General features: G+C 66.4%; 13 protein-coding genes and 2 pseudogenes. 8 read left to right on the top strand and 7 right to left on the bottom strand.

Annotated elements, in window-relative coordinates:
- Window positions 1-7: 7 nt before the first annotated feature.
- Window positions 8-1,636, top strand: a complete 1,629-nt coding sequence (locus LRA87_RS05415) for an FAD-binding oxidoreductase (protein ID WP_230629877.1) — start codon at window positions 8-10, stop codon at window positions 1,634-1,636.
- Here the strand turns inward: LRA87_RS05415 and LRA87_RS05410 are convergent.
- The 5 genes and pseudogenes from LRA87_RS05410 to LRA87_RS18490 form a co-directional block, all read right to left on the bottom strand.
- Window positions 1,573-1,878: a hypothetical protein gene (locus LRA87_RS05410; protein ID WP_230629875.1), complete on the bottom strand. Its 306-nt coding sequence runs from the start codon at window positions 1,876-1,878 to the stop codon at window positions 1,573-1,575. The genes LRA87_RS05415 and LRA87_RS05410 overlap by 64 nt on opposite strands.
- On the bottom strand, window positions 1,862-2,935 hold the full coding sequence (locus tag LRA87_RS05405) for a hypothetical protein (protein ID WP_230629873.1): 1,074 nt from the start codon (window positions 2,933-2,935) through the stop codon (window positions 1,862-1,864). Before LRA87_RS05405 ends, LRA87_RS05410 begins: the two co-directional genes overlap by 17 nt.
- Entirely contained in the window at window positions 2,932-3,360 is a 429-nt protein-coding gene (locus LRA87_RS05400; protein WP_230629871.1) for a DUF4383 domain-containing protein, read from the bottom strand. Before LRA87_RS05400 ends, LRA87_RS05405 begins: the two co-directional genes overlap by 4 nt.
- An 86-nt stretch (window positions 3,361-3,446) precedes the next feature.
- On the bottom strand, window positions 3,447-4,067 hold the full coding sequence (locus tag LRA87_RS05395) for a hypothetical protein (protein WP_230629869.1): 621 nt from the start codon (window positions 4,065-4,067) through the stop codon (window positions 3,447-3,449).
- 27 nt (window positions 4,068-4,094) lie between these two features.
- Window positions 4,095-4,160: pseudogene (locus LRA87_RS18490) on the bottom strand (zinc-ribbon domain-containing protein); the annotation flags it as partial.
- A gap of 185 nt (window positions 4,161-4,345) precedes the next feature.
- Between LRA87_RS18490 and LRA87_RS05390 the strand changes: the two are divergent.
- The 7 genes from LRA87_RS05390 (at window position 4,346) to LRA87_RS05360 (ending at window position 17,117) form a co-directional block, all read left to right on the top strand.
- Window positions 4,346-4,738, top strand: a complete 393-nt coding sequence (locus LRA87_RS05390; protein WP_230629867.1) for a hypothetical protein — start codon at window positions 4,346-4,348, stop codon at window positions 4,736-4,738.
- Between the two features lie 57 nt (window positions 4,739-4,795).
- Complete coding sequence (locus LRA87_RS05385) at window positions 4,796-5,389, top strand: TetR/AcrR family transcriptional regulator (RefSeq protein ID WP_230629865.1); 594 nt, start codon at window positions 4,796-4,798, stop codon at window positions 5,387-5,389.
- Between the two features lie 71 nt (window positions 5,390-5,460).
- A complete protein-coding gene (locus LRA87_RS05380; protein WP_230629863.1) occupies window positions 5,461-7,839 on the top strand; it encodes a glycoside hydrolase family 2 TIM barrel-domain containing protein in 2,379 nt (792 codons plus the stop codon).
- A gap of 212 nt (window positions 7,840-8,051) precedes the next feature.
- Window positions 8,052-11,090 carry a TonB-dependent receptor gene (locus tag LRA87_RS05375; protein WP_230629861.1) on the top strand — a complete coding sequence of 1,013 codons (3,039 nt, stop codon included), beginning with the start codon at window positions 8,052-8,054 and terminating at the stop codon, window positions 11,088-11,090.
- An 80-nt stretch (window positions 11,091-11,170) separates the two neighbouring features.
- Complete coding sequence (locus tag LRA87_RS05370; RefSeq protein WP_230629859.1) at window positions 11,171-12,418, top strand: oligogalacturonate lyase family protein; 1,248 nt, start codon at window positions 11,171-11,173, stop codon at window positions 12,416-12,418.
- A gap of 39 nt (window positions 12,419-12,457) precedes the next feature.
- Window positions 12,458-14,770 carry a GH92 family glycosyl hydrolase gene (locus LRA87_RS05365; protein WP_230629857.1) on the top strand — a complete coding sequence of 771 codons (2,313 nt, stop codon included), beginning with the start codon at window positions 12,458-12,460 and terminating at the stop codon, window positions 14,768-14,770.
- A gap of 217 nt (window positions 14,771-14,987) precedes the next feature.
- A complete protein-coding gene (locus LRA87_RS05360; protein WP_230629856.1) occupies window positions 14,988-17,117 on the top strand; it encodes a TonB-dependent receptor in 2,130 nt (709 codons plus the stop codon).
- A 13-nt stretch (window positions 17,118-17,130) separates the two neighbouring features.
- On the opposite strand, the pseudogene LRA87_RS05355 reads toward LRA87_RS05360, so the two are convergent.
- A pseudogene (locus LRA87_RS05355) lies at window positions 17,131-18,165 on the bottom strand (glycoside hydrolase family 43 protein); the annotation flags it as partial.
- A gap of 1 nt (window position 18,166) precedes the next feature.
- Window positions 18,167-21,400 (bottom strand): glycoside hydrolase family 2 TIM barrel-domain containing protein, encoded by a 3,234-nt coding sequence (locus tag LRA87_RS05350; protein WP_230629854.1) that lies wholly within the window; start codon window positions 21,398-21,400, stop codon window positions 18,167-18,169.
- Window positions 21,401-21,481: the final 81 nt, after the last annotated feature.

Below are 21,481 nucleotides of genomic sequence, written 5' to 3'. Positions count from 1 at the left end.
GGGCGACATGACACGACGCGGCAGATATGGATTGGCGGGCGTATCGGCGATCGCGCTGGCCGCCGGTGGCGCGACACTGTACGCGCTCCCGCTGGCCGCCGACCCCCAGGGGGCAAAGGATTGTGCGGACGTCCTGCCCAGCCTGCCCGGACAACGCGCCGCGCCGGCGACCGTGGCCGAACCACGCTGGTCGCAACGCGGCGGCACCGTCAACGACGCGAGCTGCCTCAGCCGGACGGCCGTGGCGGGTGTCGTCCGTCCCCGGACGGACGCCGATGTCGCGACCGCGCTCGCTTACGCCCGCGCACACGACCTGTCGGTGTCCGCCGCCGGCGTGAAGCATTCGATGGGCGGGCAGGCGTTCCGCAAGGGCGGCGTGGTCCTCGACATGCGCGGCATGCGTGCGATCCGGCTGGACGAGGCGGCGCGGACGGTCACCGTCGGCGCCGGAGCGACGTGGCACGACATCCAGCTGGCGGTGCATCCCCGGTTCGCGGTGAAGGCGATGCAATCGACCGACATCTTCTCGGTTGGCGGATCGATCTCGGTCAACGCACACGGAATGGATCACCAGGCCGGCGCCGTGATGGGATCATTGCGCAGCATCCGCCTGATGCTGGCCGACGGGCGGATCGTCACCGCCTCGCGCGACGAGAACAGCGTCCTGTTCCGCCACGTCGTCGGCGGCTACGGCCTGTTCGGCGTGATCCTGTCCGCGACGCTGGATGTCGTGCCGAACGACATCTACCGCTCGGAACGCGCGTTGATCGACTATCGCGAGTTCCCGGCGACGTTCGCCCGCATCGCCGCCGATCCGTCCGTCGGCCTCAGCTACGTCCATCTGTCGACCGCGCCGGGCAGCCTGTTGCAGGAGGCACTGGTCTACCAATACCGCCGCTTCCCCGAAGATCAGGCGCTGCTCCGCACGCCGCTGGCGGAGGTCGCATCGACCAAGGTGCGGCGCCTGACCGTCAATCTCGCCAAGAAGAACGACCTGTTCAAATCGTGGAAATGGTGGAGCGAGAAGAACCTCGAACACCGCCTCGAATCCTGCACCGTGACGCGGGCACAGGCGCAGGGATCGGGCGAGGCCTGCCTCGTCGCGCGTAACGATCCGATGCACGATTCCGTCGCCTACCTGTTCAACAACCTCCCCGGCGAAACCGACATCCTGCACGAATATTTCGTGCCGCGTGCCAATATCGTACCGTTCATCGACGGCATGCGGACGATCTTTCAGGACGAGAAGGCCAATCTGGTCAACGCGTCGATCCGCGCGGTCGGCGTCGAGGACAACGCCCTGTCCTACGCCCCCGCCCCCGCCTTTTCCGTCGTCCTCTACCTCAACCAGCCGACCACCGACGTCGGCAATGCGCGGATGCGCAAGCTGACCGGCGACCTCATCGACCTGACGCTGGCGCATGGCGGGCGCTTCTTCCTGCCGTACCAGCTGCATTATTCGCCCGAACAGCTGGCGCGATCCTATCCCGACATCGGCGAGTTCTTCGCCGCCAAGCGTCAGTGGGACCCGACCGGCACCTTCAGCAACACCTGGTACGCCCGCTACGCCCCCTATTTCGCAAAGCAACCAGCGGCGATGCGACCCTCGATCACCAGCGGTGCTCCGGCGGCATAAAGCGCGCGCACGAAGCCCGGACGTCGCCCGGCGCGTGCAAGCGTCGCGCCGCGGCGCACCTCCACCACCACACCTCCGGCCGCAGCGATCGCCCGTACCGCAGACGCGCCGTCGCCGATCACCGCGACCTGACGCCCCGCCGGCCCGACGAACGGCATCGCCACCAGGATCGCGGTCCACAGCCCCAGTACGAGCGCGACCAGCGCTATAGCCCGGAGGGTCCGCTCAATAATCGTAGACATGCTCGACGACGCCGCCGGTCCGCCGCGTATCGCGCAGCAACGCGGGCACCTCCGGCACCGCAACGGCGACGCCGATCCGTTGCCAGCCGTCGCGATCCGCGGGCATCGCGAATATAGCAGGAGCATGCGCCGCGCCGGCGGGCAGCAGCAGCGTCGCGAATATCGTCCGGTTGCCCGCAATCTCGACCAGCGGCACATTCGCCACCGCCAGCTTGCCAAGCAGCGCGTTGAATTGCTGGTAACGCGGCGCCTCCACCACCAGTCCGCCGCCAGCGAGAGCACGTACCGGCTTCAGACGCGGATCGATCGCCCGGATCGTCGCCGCATGCGCCGTGGTCACGAACCGCAACGTCGTATCGTCGCGTCCGACCGTCGCCCCCGTGGCGGCATCGATGGCCTTCGCATAGCCCGCCTTGACCGCATATTCGGCGGTCAGCGCAGCCCGCCTTTCCCAATGCCGCGCGGTCCGATCCGGCTCGCGCGTCCGCCAGAGCCCGCGCAGGGCATCGCCGAACGGAAAGCGATACCACGGCGTTTCGTGCAGGAAGGCGCCATAGCGGACCTGCACCTGCGCCGCGTGACGATCGTCGGCGCTCCGCCACCCGCTCGCCCATTCGAAGACGCGGCCGATCGTGCGTTCATAGGCCGCCTTGACCGCCAGTTCGACGGTATAGCTGATGCCGATCGTATAGATCGTGACCTTCGCATCGCCGGCGGCCTCGCTGCCCCGGGTCGCGCGATTGACCGCGCAATAGGACGTCCAGAAGCTGCCGATCCACCGACCATAGGCAAAGCCGCTCGGCGGCGCTCCGCTAGCGAGATACCGGCCGAACGCATCCGCCTCATAGACGATATGCCATTCGGGATAGGTCAGGAACGTGCGCGGTCCGGGCCGCCGCTCGGCGGCTGACAGCGGGGAACCGCCGGTAAACGGTTTCGGCAGCACATCCGGCGCGAGCGGCGATCGACACCCCAGTTCGATATAGGCCAGCGGCGTCAACACCAGCACCGCCGCCACGCCGCCGACCGCCGCGGCGATACGCCAGCGCCGCTTCACGCCGGCACGGGATCGCGGCCCGGCGGGCGTGCGGCAAGCCGATAGCCCACCCAGATCGCCAATCCGCCGATCAGCAGATGCGGCAGGTTCGCGAAGACATGGGCGTAAAGCGACTGCCGGATCGGTCCGTACAGGAAGATGCCGCCATCCAGATAGCCGCTCCCCAGAAACAATCCCATCACCCCGTCGGCGAAATACAGTGGCCCGAATAGACGAAAGTACGTCCGCGAAGCGCCATACGACCACCAGGCGGCGACGCCGGCCCATACGCCGGAAAAGAAATGGAGGCTGTCGTCGTACAGATCGAGCTTGAACAGGCCGAACAGATTGCCGTCCGCGTCATGGAAGCCGGGAACATAGCCGATCGCGACGACCGCCATGAACCCGGCGAAATAGAACCATCCGAACCGCCGAACCCTGTCCATCGCGCTCTCCCGTCGTCAGCCCAGTCTCGGGCAGGGTGCCAGCCGCAACGCGGCAACGCAATCGCCCCGCGTCAAGTCGCCCCGCGTCAGGTCAACAGGCATCCCGACAGGATCGTGGTGCCACCCAGGCCACGCACGTCGTCGCAGGCGATGGTGATATACTGCCCCTTCGCCAGCGGTGCGAGTTGCTGGCGATACCCCGCGGGGAAGTTGACGACCATGTAGTTGAAGCGCGTCCGGCCCTCCATCGACAGCGCGGGCGTCGAACCCGGCTGCACCATCGATGCGATCGTGCCCGATACGCGGATCGGACCGGCATAGCGGATCGCCGCGCCATCGGGATCGCGGAAGAACGCCGCGTCGAGTGCCGACGCCGGCACGGCGGACCCCGACGAGCGGACACCTTCGGATGCGATCGCCGCAGCATCGGACGCACGATCGACCGCCCGCTCTTCATAACGGGCACCGCCCGATCCGGCCGACCCGATCGCGTCGGGTCGATCGTCGCCGGTTGCCGCAACCTCGGTATCGGTGACGCCCTGTTTCGTCCTGCTCTGGGCGAACACCAGGTAACCGATGGCGAGGATCGCGATCAGGATCAGCACCGGCAGCACCGCCCCCATGCCCGCCCTGCCCGATCCGCTTGCCGGAGCTGGGCGATAGGGTGGTACGCCGGGCGTATCGCCCGACAAAATCGGTCGCTCCACGCTCTTCGTTTCGGCCTGCACGGCAGCGCCGCACTGCCCGCAAAACCGTGCACCCTCGTTCAGCGAAGCCCCGCATTGGTGGCAAAATGCCATGGCATCTCTCCCGTTTAGCCGGACGACGCACGGGCCTGACGATCGTTCCCTTCCCGTATCGACCGCACGGCAAATAAAATGAACGCCGTTCATTTTGCATTAATTGAGCATTGCATATTTAACGGGTGCGGCAGGAATGATGCCGCGGGCGATCTCCACCCGAGATCGATACGAGGAGACAGATCATGACGCTCAAGACCCTCATCACCGGCGCGATCCTTGCCGGCGCGGTGCTCTCCAGCCAGCCGGCCGCCGCCTACGAACTGACGACGACTGGGCGCACCCTCGCCAGCCCGCAGCTGACGATGGACGTGCTTCGCGAGATCGCACGCTATTCGAAGGCCACGGGCGGCTGTTCGTTTCTGTTCTCCGCCGACATGCGGATCATGCCGCGCGGCCTCGCCCCGGCGCGTCCGACCATCGCAGCGGATCGCCGCGGCGGCCATTTCGAACAATGGACGGTGAACGCCTGCGGCGCGAAGCAGCGGTTCCAGATCGCGATGTGGCCCTCGCCCCGCGGCGGCAGCGATTACGCGATCACGCCGCTGACCGGTCGCATGCCGCTATACGTCCGGTGATGCCCGGCGGCACGGTTGCGACTTGCCGAAACCCGCCTGGAGACATAGCCAGACGCCATGGGCAGACGTTCCGACCACAGCCGCACCGAATTGCGTGCCCTGATCCTCGACGCCGGCATCGCGCTGATGGCGGAGGTCGGCTTCGCCGGCTTCTCCGCGCGCGAAGTGGCGAAGCGGGTCGGGTACACGATCGGCACGATCCACAACGTTTTCGGTAACGTCGACGGGCTGGTTACGGCGATCAACACGCAGGCCTTCGCGGACTGGGCGGATGCGCTCGAACACAGCCTTGCCGAAGCGGACACCGACCGGATCGCCGCGTTGACCGAGGGGTATTTCCGTTTCGCCCGCGAAAACCCGCGACGCTGGGCCGCGATCTACGATCACCGTCCGGCCTGCGAGACGCTGACCCCGGAACAGGAGGAGGTCCGCGGGCGGCCGATGCGGATCGTCGCGGCAGAGGTGGCGACCGCGCTCGACCGGCCGCTGGACGAAACGCTCGGCACCTTTGCCCGCTCCCTCGTCGCGATCGTCCATGGCCATTGCAGCTTCGCGATCACCGGATCTTGGGCGGCGATGGGTCAGAGCGACGTCGAGCAGGTCGCGCTCGCGCGCGTACGGGAGAGCCTCGCGGCTTTTCAGATCCATTAATTGAGACGAACTAACGCATTGCGGAATTGCCGTGGCTAACGCAGACTGCCCGAAAAGATCGGGAGAGCGGAATGCACTGGGCGAAGATCATGGCGGCGGCATGCGTGCTGCTGGGCCTGGCGTCGGTATCGGCCGTCGCGCAACCCATCGGAACGCAGGGGTTCGATCACGACTGGCGCTTCAACCGGGGCGACGTGAACGGCGCGGAGCAGCCGGCGTTCGTCGATAGCCGCTGGCAGGCCGTCGACCTGCCCCACGACTGGGCGATCGCCGGCCCGTTCGACGAGCATGCGGCCGCGACCGGTTCGGGCGCCTTTCTGCCGACCGGCGTCGCCTGGTATCGCAAGCATTTCACGTCGCCGTCCGGGGCAGCCGGCAAGCGTGTGTTCGTCGAATTCGACGGCGTGATGGAACGGTCCGGAGTATGGATCAACGGCCATCATGTCGGCCATCGTCCCAACGGCTATGCCAGCTTCCGCTACGAGATCACGCCCCACCTCGCCGCGGCCGGCGGCGCCAACGTGATCGCCGTCCGTGCCGACACCAGCGCGCAGCCTGCCTCGCGCTGGTATGCCGGCGGCGGTATCTATCGCCACGTTCGCCTGATCGTCACCGGCGACGTCCATGCCGAAGCATGGGGCACGCAGGTTCGCGTGACGACACCCGACGCACGCAACGCAGGCTTCACCATCGTCAGCGACGTCATCAACCAGTCCGCCGCACCGGTGCAGGCCCGGCTCGAGGCGATCGTCAGCACGCCGGACGGGCGCGAACTCCCGCTGGTTTCCGGATCGACGGTCACGCTGCCTGCCGGTCGTACGATCGCGTTGTCGCTGACCGGATCGATCGCCGATCCCCGGCGATGGGACATCCGCGACCCGGCGATGCACAGCGCGCTGGTCCGCGTCCGCGCCGCCGACGGGACGATCCTGTACGAGGAGCGCGTGCCGTTCGGCGTCCGCGATGCCCGTTTCGTGCCGGCCAGCGGCTTCTGGCTCAACGGACGCAATATCAAGCTGAAGGGGGTCGCGATCCATGCCGATGGCGGGCCGTTCGGCATGGCGGTGCCGCTCGCGGTCTACGAACGTCGGCTGCGCGGATTGCAGGCGCTCGGCGTCAATGCGATCCGTACCGCGCACCATCCCTTCTCGCCGGAATTCCTCGACCTGTGCGACCGCCTGGGACTGGTCGTCATGGACGAGGCGTTCGATATGTGGACGGTCGCGAAGAACCCGCAGGATTATCACCTGTTCTTCACCGACTGGTCGTCGATCGACGCGCGTGATTTCGTCCGGCGCGATCGCAATCATCCCAGCGTGGTGATCTGGTCGATCGGCAACGAGATCCACGACACGCCCTATCCGCTGGTCGCGCAATCGATCATCACCCGGCTGAAGACGATCTTCCATGCCGAAGATCCGACGCGGCCGGTGACGATGGCGCTGTTCCGCCCCAACACGACGCGTGATTACCAGAACGGCACCGCCGACCTGCTCGACGTGGTCGGCCAGAACTACCGCGAGACCGAACTGGCGAAGGCACATGCGGACAAGCCGTCGCGCGCGATCGTCGGAACCGAGAACAGCAAGAACCGCGGCAGCTGGCTCGTGGTGCGCGACGACCCTGCCTATGCGGGCATGTTTCTGTGGACCGGCGTCGACTACCTCGGCGAGGCGGACCGGATCGGCTGGCCCGCGATCAGCAATCCATCGGGCCTCGTCGACCGGGTCGATGGCGTCAAGCCGATCGGCTGGGAACGCGCCAGCTGGTGGGCGGAGACGCCGATGGTCAAGCTCGCGCGGCGGGTGACCGAGGTGATCGACGTCAGCGAGATGCCGACGATGGTCGGAATCGCCGTGCCGCAGCCCAGGGGGCCGGGCGCGCTCGCCGACTGGTCGCCGACCGATCGCCAGCCGCATGCCGAGACGGTCGAGGTCTATGCGAACGTCGATACGGTCGACCTGTTGCTCAACGGCCGATCGCTGGGCCGCAAGCCGCGCAACGCAGACGATTCCGCCATCACCTGGTCGGTGCCGTTCGCGTCCGGGGAACTTCGCGCGATCGGCTATCGCGGCGGGCGCAAGGTCGCCGAAGACGTGCTGCGCACCGCCGGGCCGGCGACCGCGCTGCGGCTGGTCGCGGAACGCGGCGACGTCGGGTCGGGCTTCGACGACGTCGCGGCGGTACGCATCGAGGTGGTCGACGCGCGCGGCGTGATCGTGCCGACCGCGACCGATGCGGTGTCGCTGGCGGTGACCGGCGCGGGCACGCTGGCGGCCTTCGACAACGGCAGCATCACCGATCACACCCCCTTCTCCGCCACCACGCGACAGGTGGTGGGTGGCAAGGCCGTCGCGTTCCTGCGCGGTCGTGGTGCCGGCGCGCTGACGCTGACCGCCCGGGCGGAAGGCCTGACGACGGCGACACTCGTCAGGACGAGCCGGCGCTAGGCCTGAAATGGACGTTTCGCATGGGATGTTGCGCGATGGTCACACTCGCCGACAAACCATGTGCGAAACGATCTGGATACCGTGCGCATCCCATATCGTGGTAGACCGCGGCAAATGATGGCTTGACCCTGCCCGTCCGGTGCCTAGCGTCGCTTGCGAACACGCCAAGAAGTCGGACCTGATCCGATCGGCAGCACAGGAGAGGTAAGGCTATGCACGTCAATCGTCTGGGACGTATCTGCGGCACTACATCGTTCATCGCGTTGACGATCGGCCTGACGGCGACGCCCGCCGTCGCGCAGACCGCAACCGCGCCCGAACAGCAGCAGAGCCAGACGCCGTCCGCCGATTCCACCGCGACCGCAACGCCCGCCGCGACCACCGCGGCCGACCAGACGCCGGCGGTCCAGACCGAAGGCGACGACATCGTCGTCACCGGGTTCCGCGCATCGCTCAACAGCGCGCTCAACCAGAAGCGCAGCGAAACCGCGGCGATCGACAGCATCGTCGCCGAAGACGTCGGCAAATTCCCCGATTCCAATCTGGCGGAATCGATGCAGCGCGTGCCCGGCGTGTCGCTGGCACGCGGCGACGGCGGCGAAGGGCGCAACATCTCGGTCCGCGGCCTCGGCGCCGCCTTCACCCGCGTCCGCATCAACGGGATGGAGGGATCGGCACAGACCGGCTCGTCCGACATCTACGGCGCACAGAACGCCGGCCGCAGCTTCGACTTCAACGTCTTCCCGTCCGAGATCTTTTCGGCACTGACCGTGCGCAAGACGCCGTCCGCAGACCTCGAGGAAGGCTCGCTCGGCGCGACCGTCGACCTGCGCGCGCCCCGCCCGCTCGACTACAAGCAGGATCTCGTCGTCGCGGCGACGCTGCGCGGCACCTACGGCGAACTGGCGAAGAAGGTGAACCCGCGCGCCTCGCTGCTGATCTCCAAACAGTTCGGCGACGGCAAGTTCGGCATCCTCGCCTCCGGGTCGTACCAGAAGCGCGAGACCCGCGAGGTCGGCTATTCCGCGGTCGACATCCTGTCCGCCAACACCAACGGCCTGACCACCGCAGGCGTCAACGCGCCCTTCTGTACCCCGGTCGGCTTCACGCCGGTCAGCCCGCCGCTCGGCACCAAGGGCGCGACCGCGTCGCTGTGCAGCACCGGCAACCCGCGCACCAGCACCGCGGCCGCCTATAACACCGTCATCGGCCTGCGCCGGCCCGACCTGCCCAACGTTCAGGGCAGCGGCGCCTTCCTGCCGCGCCTGCCGCGCTATGTGAATTCCGAACAGAAGCAGGAGCGGATCGGCGGATCGGTCACGCTGCAATGGGCGCCGGACGACGCCACCAACATGTGGATCGACACGCTCTACTCGCGCCTCGACGTCACCCGCCGCGACAATTACATCGCCGCCATCTCGTTCGGCCGCAGCGTCACCAACAACGGCCAGCCGATGACGTCGGTGCGCGACATCAGCTTCGATCCGCTCGGCAGCCTGACCTACGGCCTGTTCGACGGCGTCGACGTCCGGTCGGAGGGGCTGGTCGACCGCTACGTCTCCAGCTTCGGCCAGGTGAACTGGAACCTGGAGCACGACTTCACCGACACGTTCCGCGTGACGATGATGGCCGGCGTCAACAAGTCGATCCTCGACGGCAAGAAGCGGCTCCAGACCTTCATCGATGCGATCGACACCGACAATTTCACGATCGACTATCGTGACGGTGGCAGCACGCCGACGCTCGGCTTCGGCTTCGATGTCGCCAATCCCGCCAACTTCGCCTACGCGCCCGCGCTGTCCGACGGCACCGTACTCGGCGGATTCAGCTTCCAGGGCCGTCCCCTGAAGCAGACGACCGTCAACCAGACCTACGAAGCCAATTTCGAATGGAAGGCGACGCCGGGCTTCAAGGTTCGCGCCGGCGGCCAGTATCGCGAATCCGACTTCCAGTCGAAGGGGACGCTGCCCTTTCTGGCGCAGACGGTCGTCACCGCGTTGCCCGCAGGCACCAGCCTGTCGAGCATCACGCGCCAGATCAGCGGCGTCGACAAGCTGTTCGGCACCGGCGCGCCCGCCAGCTGGGTCGCGATCGACAGCGAGGCGTGGGAAAAGACGTTCAACTTCGATGGCGTGCGCTATTGCGGTGCCGAATGCGGTGCGGGCGTGTCGCAGATCCGCGAACAGGTGACGAGCGCCTATGCCATGGGCCAGTTCGACACGGGGTCGGCTCTGCCCCTGCCCGTGCGCGGTGACTTCGGTATCCGCTATGTCCGCACCAACCAGCATTCGGTCGGCTTCATCCCGGTCGCCGATGCGACCACGCCCACCGGCCTGCGCGGCCAGCGTGCGGTGGTCGATCGCAGTTACAACGACTGGCTGCCGTCCGCCAACGTGGTGTTCGAGCTGCAGCCCGAACTGCTGCTTCGCGTATCGGGCGCAAAGGTGATGTCGCGTCCCGACCTGCCCTCGCTGGCACCCAACAGCGGCGTCACCGCCACCACTCGCACCGGCACGCTGAACAATCCGCTGCTCGATCCCATCCGCGCGAACACCGCCGATCTGGGCCTCGAATGGTATTTCAAGCCCGGCTCGCTGTTGTCGATCGCTGGCTATTACAAGGACATCGGCACCTACGTTCAGCGCGTGTCGAGCCAGATCCCGTTCAACGAACTGGGCCTGCCGGACGCGCTGCTGGCGAACACCAACACGGCGCCGACCGAAATCTTCAACGTCAGCCGCCCGCTCAACACGCCCGGCGGCAAGCTGAAGGGGTTCGAGGTCAATGCGCAGGTGCAACTCGACTTCCTGCCCGGCTTCCTCAGCAACTTCGGCGTCCTCGCCAACTACAATCGCGTGACGTCGAAAATCACCTATGTCCTCGCCTCCGTGAACGGGGTGGCGACGGTGACCAGCACCGCCGACCTCGTCGGCCTGTCGAAGAACTCCGCCAGCGGCACGCTGTACTACGAGGACAAGCGCTTCAGCATCCGCGGCACGGCGAGCTATCGCGACCGCTACATCCGCGGCATCCCGGCCTCGCCGGGCAGCGACCTGCAAGGCAATCGCCCGAACACGTTCGTGGATGCCTCTGCCTCGTTCAACATCACCGACCAGTTCAAGCTGATCGCCGAGGTGCAGAACCTCACCGACGAACGCAACTCGCTGTATATCGACAGCAAGCGTCAGGACACGTTGTTCGAGACGCGCATCGGTCGCACGTTCACGCTCGGCGCGACCGCGCGCTTCTGACGCACCCCTGCCCTCCGCCTGTCCGGATGATCACCGGACGGGCGGAGCCGACATCCTTCTGAACGACCGATCGAGAGCCGATGCTGACCATCTTGTCCCTCGCCGCCGCCACGCTTTCCGCTCCGGCATCGTGGGTCGACCCGACGACCGGGCGCCAGATCGTCCGCATCGATTCGACGCCGGGCAATTACGCCCTCTATTTCAACTACAATCCGTTCACGCCGCAGGGCGACCTGATGATCTACCTGACGCCGGAGGGGATCCGCGTCGTCGATCTGAAAACGTGGGCGACGCGACTGGTGCTGCGCGCGAAGGTCGACCGGCTGCTGTTCGCCGGCCCGCGCAGCCGCAGCGCATATTACACCGTGCGCGACGTCGCGGTCGACGACGGCGGACCGTTCCAGGTATGGCGGGTGGACCTCGATAGCGGTGCGACGCGCAAGGTCGCCGACGTGCCGGGCGGACGGATCGAGGCGATCAACGCCGACGAGACGCTGCTGGCCGGCGAACGCGAATTGCAACCGCCGCCGCCGGCGATCGCCGCGCAGGGCCGCCGCGATCCGAAGACGGGCGCGCCGGGCTATGCCGGCACCGGCCCCGACGGCAAGCCGCTGTCGTTCGGTGCGGCCAAGGCGCAGTGGATGGAGGCGCGGCTGGCGGCGCGGGTGCCGATGGAGATGTACAGCATCGCGATCGCCGATGGTCGCCGGCGGACGATCCATCGCGCGACGGACTGGCTCAACCACGTCCAGTTCTCGCCGACCGATCCCAAACTGCTGATGTTCTGCCACGAAGGGCCGTGGAGCAAGGTCGACCGCATCTGGACGATCCGCGCCGACGGCAAGGGCCTGACCCGGGTGCATACCCGTACGATCGCGGGCGAGATCGCCGGCCACGAATTCTGGAGCAGCGACGGCAAGACGATCTGGTACGACCTGCGTACCCCGGCGAAGGGCGCCGGCTGGCTGGCGAGCTACGACGTCACCTCCGGCGCGCGGTCGCGCTATGCGCTGGCCGACGATCAGGGCTCCTATCACTTCACCCTGTCGCCGGATCGCAGCGTGTTCGCCGGCGACGGCAGCAACGCGGGCAAATGGATCAGCCTGTTCAAACCGCGCGCGACTGCGACGCCGCAGCCCGGGCTGATCTCGCCCGGCGTGCTGGAAACGACCCGCCTCGCCAGCCTCGCGACGCACGATTATACGCTGGAACCCAACGAACATTTCACGCCGGACGGGAAATGGATCGTCTATCGCACCAACATGGAAGGTGCGCCGGCGATCTACGCCGTGTCGACCGAACCCTATGTCGCGCCGCCGGCCGGATGATGTTGGACAGATAGCCCCCGCACCTGCTTAACTCACGGGATGCGCACCTTAATCCTGATCGCCTTGTCGCTATCGACCGCCGCCGTAGGGCAGAGCGTTCCCGCCCCGATCGATGCGGTCGATCCGATGATCGGCACCGGTGGAGAGGGCCATACCTTTCCCGGCGCGACCGCGCCGTTCGGCATGGTCCAGCTATCGCCGGACACCGATACGACGTGCGAGATCCGCGCCTGCTACGGTCATGCCGCCGGCTATCGCTACGATGACCCGACAATCCAGGGGTTCAGCCACACCCATTTTTCAGGTGCCGGCCATTCGGATCTCGGCGACCTGCTGGTGATGCCGCAGGCGGGCGATACGGTGCGGCTCGACCCCGGCGATCCGAAGCGGCCGGGTTCCGGCTATCGATCGCGGTTCGACCACCGCGACGAGATCGCGCACCCCGGCTATTATGCGGTGACGTTGCGCGACGGCGGCATTCGCGCGGAAATGACGGCGGGCACCCGCGTCGGCGTCCACCGCTACACCTTCCCTGCCGGACAGGCGGCACACCTCGTCCTCGACCTGCGGTCATCGCTCTACGATTACCCCGGCAAGATCCTGTGGTCCGGCCTGCACTGGCGACCCGACGGCACGCTGACCGGATTCCGCGAGACGCGCGGGTGGGCGCCGGGCCGCAAGCTGTATTTCGCGATGCGCTTTTCCACGCCGGCCACCGCGCACAGCTTCGTCGATCGCGACGCGGCGGTGACCTACAAGGGCTTTCAGGGACCGGGGCGCGGCAGCACCGCCGTCGCGGAAAAGCTGGGTCGCGCGCTGGAAGCACAGATCGACTTCGGCCGTCTCGCTGCCCCGCTGGAGGTGAAGGTGGCGCTGTCTGGGGTCGACGAGAACGGCGCGATCGCCAATCTCGATGCGGAAACCGGCGGCTTCGACGCCGTCCGCACCCGCACCGCCGCCGCGTGGAGCGATGCGCTGGGCGCGGTGCAGATCGATGCCGCCGCGCCGATGCGCACCAGCGTCTACACGGCGCTCTATCATACGCTGCTCGCGCCCGGCGTGTGGAGCGACGCGGACGGGCGCTACCGTGGGCCGGACGATCAGGTCCACCGGGCCGACGGCTTCACCTTCCGCTCCACCTTTTCGCTCTGGGATACGTTCCGCGCCGAACATCCGCTGCTGACGCTGGTCCAGCCGGAACGGACCACCACCGACATCGTGCGCTCGCTGATCGAAAGTCGCCGCCACAGCCCCGACGGCATCCTGCCCGTCTGGCAGTTCGCCGGGCGCGAGACATGGACGATGATCGGCTATCACGCTGCGCCGGTGATCGCCGACGCCTATCTGAAGGGCATCCGCGGTTTCGATGCCGATGCCGCGCTCGACGCCATGATCGCCAGCGCGACCTACGCCCCCTATGGCGGCCTCGGCGCCTATATGCAGCGCGGCTACGTCCCGATCGACCAGGAACCCGAAGCGGCGTCGAAGACGGTCGAATATGCCTATGACGACTGGACGATCGCCCGGATGGCGCGCGCGATGGGCCGTACCGAGGTCGCGGACCGGTTCGATCGACGTGCCGGCAACTGGCGCAACAGCTTCGATATCAAGAGCGGCTGGCTGCGCGCACGGCTGGCGAACGGTGCCTTCCGCACCCCCTTCGATCCGACCGCGATCAACTACGGCTCGGATTATACCGAAGGCAATGCGTGGCAATACAGCTGGTTCATGCCGCAGGATCAGGCCGGGCTGATCCGCCTGCTCGGCGGCGACGCCAAGACGATCGCCAGGCTTGACGCGATGTTCGACTACGACACCTCGAAGCTCGACTACAGCCATGCCGAGGATATCGCCGGACTGATCGGCCAGTACATCCACGGCAACGAACCGAGCCATCACGTCGCCTATCTGTACGGCTACGCCGGCGCGCCGTGGCGGACGCAGGAGCGGCTCGGCCAGATCGTCGCCTCGCAATACAAGCCGACGCCTGATGGCCTGTCGGGCAACGACGACCTCGGCCAGATGTCGGCCTGGCTGGTGTTCACCGCACTCGGTTTCTACCCGGTCGCGCCGGGCTCGAACGAATATGTCATCGGCCGTCCGTTCGTGGATCGTGCGGTGTTGAAGCTGCCGGCGGGCAAACGCTTCGCCGTGGTCGCGGATGGCCTGTCCGACACCAACCTATACGTCGCCGCGGTGACACTCAACGGCAGGCCGCTGACGCGCAGCTTCGTTCGCGACGCAGAGATTCGGGCGGGCGGCGAACTCCGCTTCACGATGGCGGCGACCCCCAACCGTGAATGGGGCAGCGCCGCCGCGGCACGGCCGTATTCCATGTCGACCGCGCGATAGCGGGAAGGCTGCACCGCCAGCCTTCCTTTCGGTCCCCGGCGAAGGCCGGGGAACATGGTCGGCGAACACGGATGCCGGGCTTGGGACCGCCTCCCTCCACTCACTTCGGCGCATCGCTTCCGCACGCCCGGCCTCGCTTCGCCGCATCGCACACAGAAACGGATTGATACATTATATTGTACCTCCTAAGCGGATGCCTCGTTCAGAAAGGGCAGCTATGAAGACGTTTTTGATCGGGGTCAGCCTCGTGTCCCTGCTGGCCATGCCGGCCGCATATGCGCAGACCGCGACGCAGGGCAGCGACACCGCGCCCGCTCCCCGGTCCAACGACATCATCGTCACCGGCGTCTTGCAGCAGAGCGAGCGCGACGTGTTGCAAGGCACGTCCGTACTCAGTGGCGAGGCGTTGAGCCGAGCGCTGCGTCCCACGATCGGCGAAACGCTCGCGCGCCTGCCCGGCGTGTCGGCGACATCGTTCGGACCGACCGCGTCGCGCCCGATCCTGCGCGGCTTTCAGGGCGAGCGTATCCGCGTGCTGACCGACGGCATCGGATCGATCGACGTGTCGAACACCTCGGTCGATCACGCCGTGGTGATCGATCCGCTGCTCGCCGAGCGGATCGAGGTGCTGCGCGGACCCTCGGCGTTGCTCTTCGGATCGTCCGCGGTCGGCGGCGTCGTCAACGTCGTCGACACGCGCATCCCGCGCACCCTGCCGGCCAACGGCTATCGCCTGAACGGTATCGCCAACTACGGTTCGGCCGCGAACGAGCGTTCGCTGCAAGGCGCCGGCGACGTCGCGGTCGGCGATCATCTGGTGCTGCACGCCGATGGATCGTACCTCAAGACCGGCGATCTGCGGATCGGCGGCAATGCGCTGTCGCGTGGCGCCCGGACTGCGGCGCTCGGTCAGGTCGGACTGCCGCAGGATCCTGCGGACGAGCCGATCGACTTCGCGGGCTCCGCCGCCATCCGCGGCAAGCTGCCCAATTCCGCCGCAGAGACCTGGACCGCCGGCGTCGGCGCCAGCATCGTCACCGACACCGGCTCGCTCGGCGTGTCGTACAGCCACTACGACAGCCTGTACGGCATCCCGATCCGCTACGCGACCGCCGTGGGACAGGAACAGGAGGCGCCGCGGCTTGACCTCGTGCAGAACCGCGTCGACCTGCGCGGCGAAGTCCGGACCGGCGGCGACGTCATCGGCGCCATCCGTGTGCGGATCGGCCACGCGACCTATCGCCATTACGAACTGGAGGAGGACGGCTCGATCGGAACCGCCTTTTTCAACAACGGCACCGAAGGCCGCGTAGAAATAGTTCAAGCCCGCCGAGGCCCCTGGAGCGGGGCATCCGGCGTCCAGTATTTCAATCGCTTGTTCGATGTCGCCGGGGAAGAGGCCTTCCTGCCGCGCAACGAAACCAACCAGACCGGCCTGTTCACCGTCCAGCAGTTCGACTTCGGCCGCTTCCGTGCCGAGGGCGGGCTGCGCTACGAATGGAGCGACCTGACGGCGAAGACCGATCCTGACAATCGCTTTTTCGTTGGCAATCGCAGCTTCAACGCGCTGTCCGGTTCGCTCGGCGCTTCCTATGGTGTCAGCGATGCCGTCCGTTTCGGCGTCAACCTGTCACGCACCGAACGTGCGCCGTCGGCAGAGGAATTGTTCGCCAACGGCGGCCATGCCGGTACGCAGGCGTACGAACTCGGCAGTCCCGATTTCCGGCTCGAGAAGAGCTGGGGCGTCGAGGCGACGCTGCACGCGCATACCGATCGCGCAAACTTCGACGCATCCGCCTATTACAACTGGTTTTCCAATTACATCTCGGAAAATCAGGTCGATCCTGCGGTCTGCCAGGCCGCGGCGGACCCGCGCGAGGTCGACCTTCCCTGCTTCCAGTACCAGCAGGCAGACGCGCGCTATTATGGGTTCGAGGCCGACCTGTCGGCGTCCCTGTTCACGATCGGATCGACCAGGATCAACGCCGACGTGCTGGGCGATTACGTCCACGCCAATATCGTCGATGTCGGACCGGTACCGCGCATTCCGGCGCCGCGCGTGCTCGGCGGGCTGGAAGCGCAGACCGATTTTCTGACCGCTCGCGCCGAGGTCGAGCACGCCTTCCGGCAGAACCGAACCGCCGATTTCGAAACCCGGACGAACGACTATACGATGGTCAACGCCAGCATCGCCCTGTCGCCGTTCGGGCGCGACAACAAGACGCAGCTGCTCCTCAGCGCAAACAATATCTTCGATGTCACGGCGCGGCGCGCATCCAGCTTCCTGAAGGATTTCGCGCCGCTCGCCGGTCGCGATCTTCGCGCCACGCTTCGGTTCGGTCTGTAGGATCGCCTCAAATCAGCTTGCCGTTGGCGACGGGCTGCCCAAAATCGGGTGTCCCGTCGGCGCGATAACGGATCGGCTGAACGCGAGTGTGACGGTTCGGATCGAGCAACGGATCACCCTCGATCCTGTCGTAATCGCGCGCGTGATAGACGAGCATGTCGCGGCCGCGTTCGTCGACGGTGAAACTGTTGTGTCCCGGTCCGTACACATGGGTGATGGGCGATGACTGGAACACCGGCGTTTGCGACTTTGTCCATGCGGCCGGGTCCATGATGTCGGCATCGTCGCGGACCGTCAGCATCCCCATGCAATAGCGTGCATCGGTGGCACTCGCCGAATAGGTCATGAACAGGTGGCCGTTGCGCGCGAGCAGTGCGGGCGCTTCGTTGACCTTATACCCACGCCGTTCCCATTCGAGCGTCGGCACCGAAAGCCTGGCAGGCTGCGCGGCAAGCGTCAGCGGTGTCGCCAGCGGCGCAAGGTAGAGGTTGGAATTGGTAGCGATCCCCGGCTCCTTTTGCGCCCACGCAAGATAGCGGCGGCCGCGGTGGACAAAGCTGGTCGAGTCGAGCGTGAAACTGTCCCATGGGGTCTCGAGCTGGCCCAACACCGACCAGGTGCCGGTCATCGGGTTCGTGGCGGTGCAGGCGAGCGCATAGGTCCGGATGCGGAACACGTCCGCACCGCCGCCACTTGGCCCGGCGGCGAAATACATGATCCATTTCCCGTCGATCCGGTGCAACTCGGGCGCCCACACGTATCCCGACATCGGCCCTGTCGCGGGGTGCCGCCACAAGACCGCTTCAGGCGCCGCCGACAGGCCGACGATCGTCTTCGCACGGCGCAGTACCAGTCGATCGTATTCCGGAACCGATCCGGTCATGTAATACCAGCCGTCGCTGTGGCGGAACACCTGCGCATCGGCACGCTGGCGGACGATCGGGTTCACGATCGGGTCGCGGGTTCGCGCGACGGCCCCCGGCGCAGCGGCGATGGCGAGAGCGCCGGCGACGACACCGCGGCGGGTGATCAACTCCAGGTCGGACATCTCATTCCTCTGCGGTTGCGCTTGCAGGAAGCGCCTTGTCGGGCATCGTGCCCTCGCCGGCAAAGGGCGTGAGGCGTACGGAGAAGCGGGTGGGCGTCAGGGTGGTGCGATAGTGCGGCAGCGGCTTGCCAAACTCGCTCCATTGGGTGTCGCCGCCGACGCCCCATTGCGCGCTGTCGACCAGCAACGTCACCTGCCCGTGCGGCACGACATCGGTCGACTTCCACGTACCGGGCTTGTGCCGATCAAGGTCTGCATAGGGGAACGCGAGCGCGTTCATCATCAGCGGACGGTCGCCGGCGATACGCAACCCGCCGCCCGCGCCGGACAGCTCCATCCAGCGGACGTCGACCTTGTTGCCCGTCTCCTGCGGCCGGATGTAATCGTGATTCTGCTCGGCGATCGCTCCACGCCACAGGCCGATCGGTGCCGACGTCTTGCGATCGGTATAGCTTTCATGCGGTCCGCGCCCGTACCATGCGACCGTCTTCAGATCGGTCGGCAGCGCGAACGCCAGCCCGACGCGAAACGGAGGCGGCAAGTCCGTCTTCACGGGCGTGAGAAAACCCGTGACCGCGACGTTGCCGTCCCCCGCCATCGTATAAGTCGTCGTAAAGGTCGCCGCGCCATCGCCCAGCGCAAATTCCACGGTCACCTCGCCACCCACTGCGGTGCGGCGGCTGCGCACACCGGTAACGCGGCGGGTGTCGCTCATACCCTTCCACGCCGCGAGTTGCCTGTCGGTGCCGATGCCGATGTCGTTGTCGGTCACCGCGCGCCAGAAATGCGGAGCCCCCCCGGACGCGAGCGCACGCCCGTCACGAGCATAGCGGCGGATCAGACCGGTCGTCCGGTCTATCTCCAGCGTCGTGGACTGGACCGACATCACGATCACGCCGCTACCGTTCGCGACGCGCACTTCGCCGCGATCCGTGCCAGACGCAGGCGCTGCCCGCTCCGCCACTCGATCCAGCGCAAATTGCTCGAAACCGACCAGCGTGCCCGCCGGCACCAGCGGCACCGCCTCGCTCCGGGTCCTGACCCGGACCGTCACGAAATATTCCGCACCCGATTTGCGAGGCAGTGCGGCGACTGGCAGCGTGACCAACGCCGCAGCATGCGGCGCGACTGAAGGTGTTGCCAGCGCGCCGCTCGCTACGTCGACACCGTCCTCCAGCACCACCCAATCGAACGCGAAGCCGGACAGGTCGCGGAAGTCGTGGCGGTTCCGCACCGTCACCCGCCCGCTCGCCGGATCGAACCCGTCGAACTGGATGGGAGAATAGACCTTGCGCAGCTCGTAAAGTAGCGGATTGGGTGTGCGATCCGCCTGTAGCAGCCCGTCGCCGAACTCGATCTCGCCACCCGGATTGGGACCATATTCGCCGCCATCGCCCCAATAGCGGCGACCATCGTTGGTATAGCGGTACATCGACTGGTCGACCCAGTCCCATGCGAACCCGCCCTGCAGCTTGTCGGGATGCGCGTAGATCGTATCCCAATATTCCTTCAGGTTACCGCCCGAATTGCCCATCATATGCGCATATTCGCACTGAATCATCGGTTGGGCGAAGTTCCAGTTGGTCGCATAATCCTCCATCTTCACGGCCGGATCGTACATCGGCGCATAGATGTCGGCATAATGGTTAGGGCGATGATCGCTGATCCCGTCCCACGTGCCCCAGCCGAGATAGCTGATCAGTCGATCGGGATCGCGTGCCTTCGCCGCCGCCGCCGCCGCCGCTTCGAAGTTCGGCCCGATCCCTGCCTCATTGCCGAGCGACCAGAAGATGACGGACGGATGGTTCTTGTCGCGCTCAACCATGTTGACGACGCGGCTGACGTGCGCATCCTTCCACGCGGGATCGAAGCCGATCTGGTATGCCGCCCGCTCGCGCGGATGCTTGTTTGCGTAATCCATGTACGCGTGGCTCTCGATATTCGCCTCGTCCATGACGTACAGGCCATAGCGATCGGCGAGATCGTAGAGATACGGGTCGTTGGGATAATGCGACGTACGGATCGCGTTGATGTTGTTGCGCTTCATCAACTGGATATCGCGCTCCATCGACGCGCGACTGATGACGTGGAAGGTCTCGGGATCATGTTCGTGACGGTTGACGCCGCGGATCGTAATCGGCTTGCCGTTGACCGACACGAGGCCGTTCCGGATGGCGACGGTGCGGAAGCCGATCTGCCGCGCAGTCGATTGCGTCACCCGGCCGCGTGCATCGACCAACTCGGTTACGAGCGTGTACAAGGCTGGCGTCTCCGCCGTCCAGGCTCGGACCGCCGGCACCCTGCCCTCCAACGTCACCCGCCGCTCGCCTTGGATCGGCACGGCACGGCTGGCGGTCAGCACTTGTCGTGTGCCCTCCATCACCGTCACACGAGCGGTCGCCGCCGCAGTTCCCGACACCGCGATGTCGACCGCAAGCATGCCGTCGCGATAGTCTGCATCCAGTCCCGCGTGAACGAAGGTGTCGGCAATCCGCGTCGACGGAGCCGCCATCAGATACACCGACCGCTCGATGCCCGAAACCCGCCAGAAATCCTGATCCTCCAGATAGCTGCCGTCCGACCAGCGGAATATCTGGATCGCGATCGTGTTGCGGCCGGGCTTCATCCATCGTGTGACATCGAACTCGCCCGGCAGCTTGGAATCCTCGGAATAGCCAACCTTTTCGCCATTGACCCAAACGTAGTAAGCCGATCCTGCCGCACCGATGTGGAGGATCACGTCATTGCCGACCCAAATGGCGGGCATCGTCACATCGCGGCGATACGACCCCACCGGGTTGGTAGCGTGAGGGATCAGCGGGCGATTGGCCGGAAACGGATAGGTGATGTTGTTGTAGCGCGGCTGATCGAACCCCTCCGCCTGCCAGTCGGCGGGGACCTTGATGTCCTTCCACCCCGACACGTCGAACCCCGGTCGTTCGAATCCCGCAGGCAACGCATCGGCGTCGGGCGAAAGTGCGAACTTCCACGTACCGTCCAGCGTCACGTAGCGCGCCGACGATGCTTCGTCGCCAGCCAGCGCCTTCTCGCGTGTCTCGAAGGGAAAGCCGGTCGCACGGGCGGGCAGTTTGCCACGCGCGAACACCGCGGGATTCTCCCAGTCCGGTCGGGCCGGGTCGACCTGCACCGGCTGAACCTGCGGCGTGTTCTGCGCGGATACCGCGCCGGTCGCGGTGCCAGCGAGCAATCCCAACCCCAGCCATGATCGCCGCATCGTCCGCTCCCCAAATCATCGGTTGATCCGATTTCATGTCCGACATATCGTTTTGGACCGATTACGCAAGAGATCAGGCCG

This window comes from Sphingomonas sp. Leaf37 (assembly GCF_920939475.1).
In the GTDB taxonomy this organism is placed as follows: domain Bacteria; phylum Pseudomonadota; class Alphaproteobacteria; order Sphingomonadales; family Sphingomonadaceae; genus Sphingomonas.
This window is presented reverse-complemented; position numbering and strand designations above follow the sequence as displayed.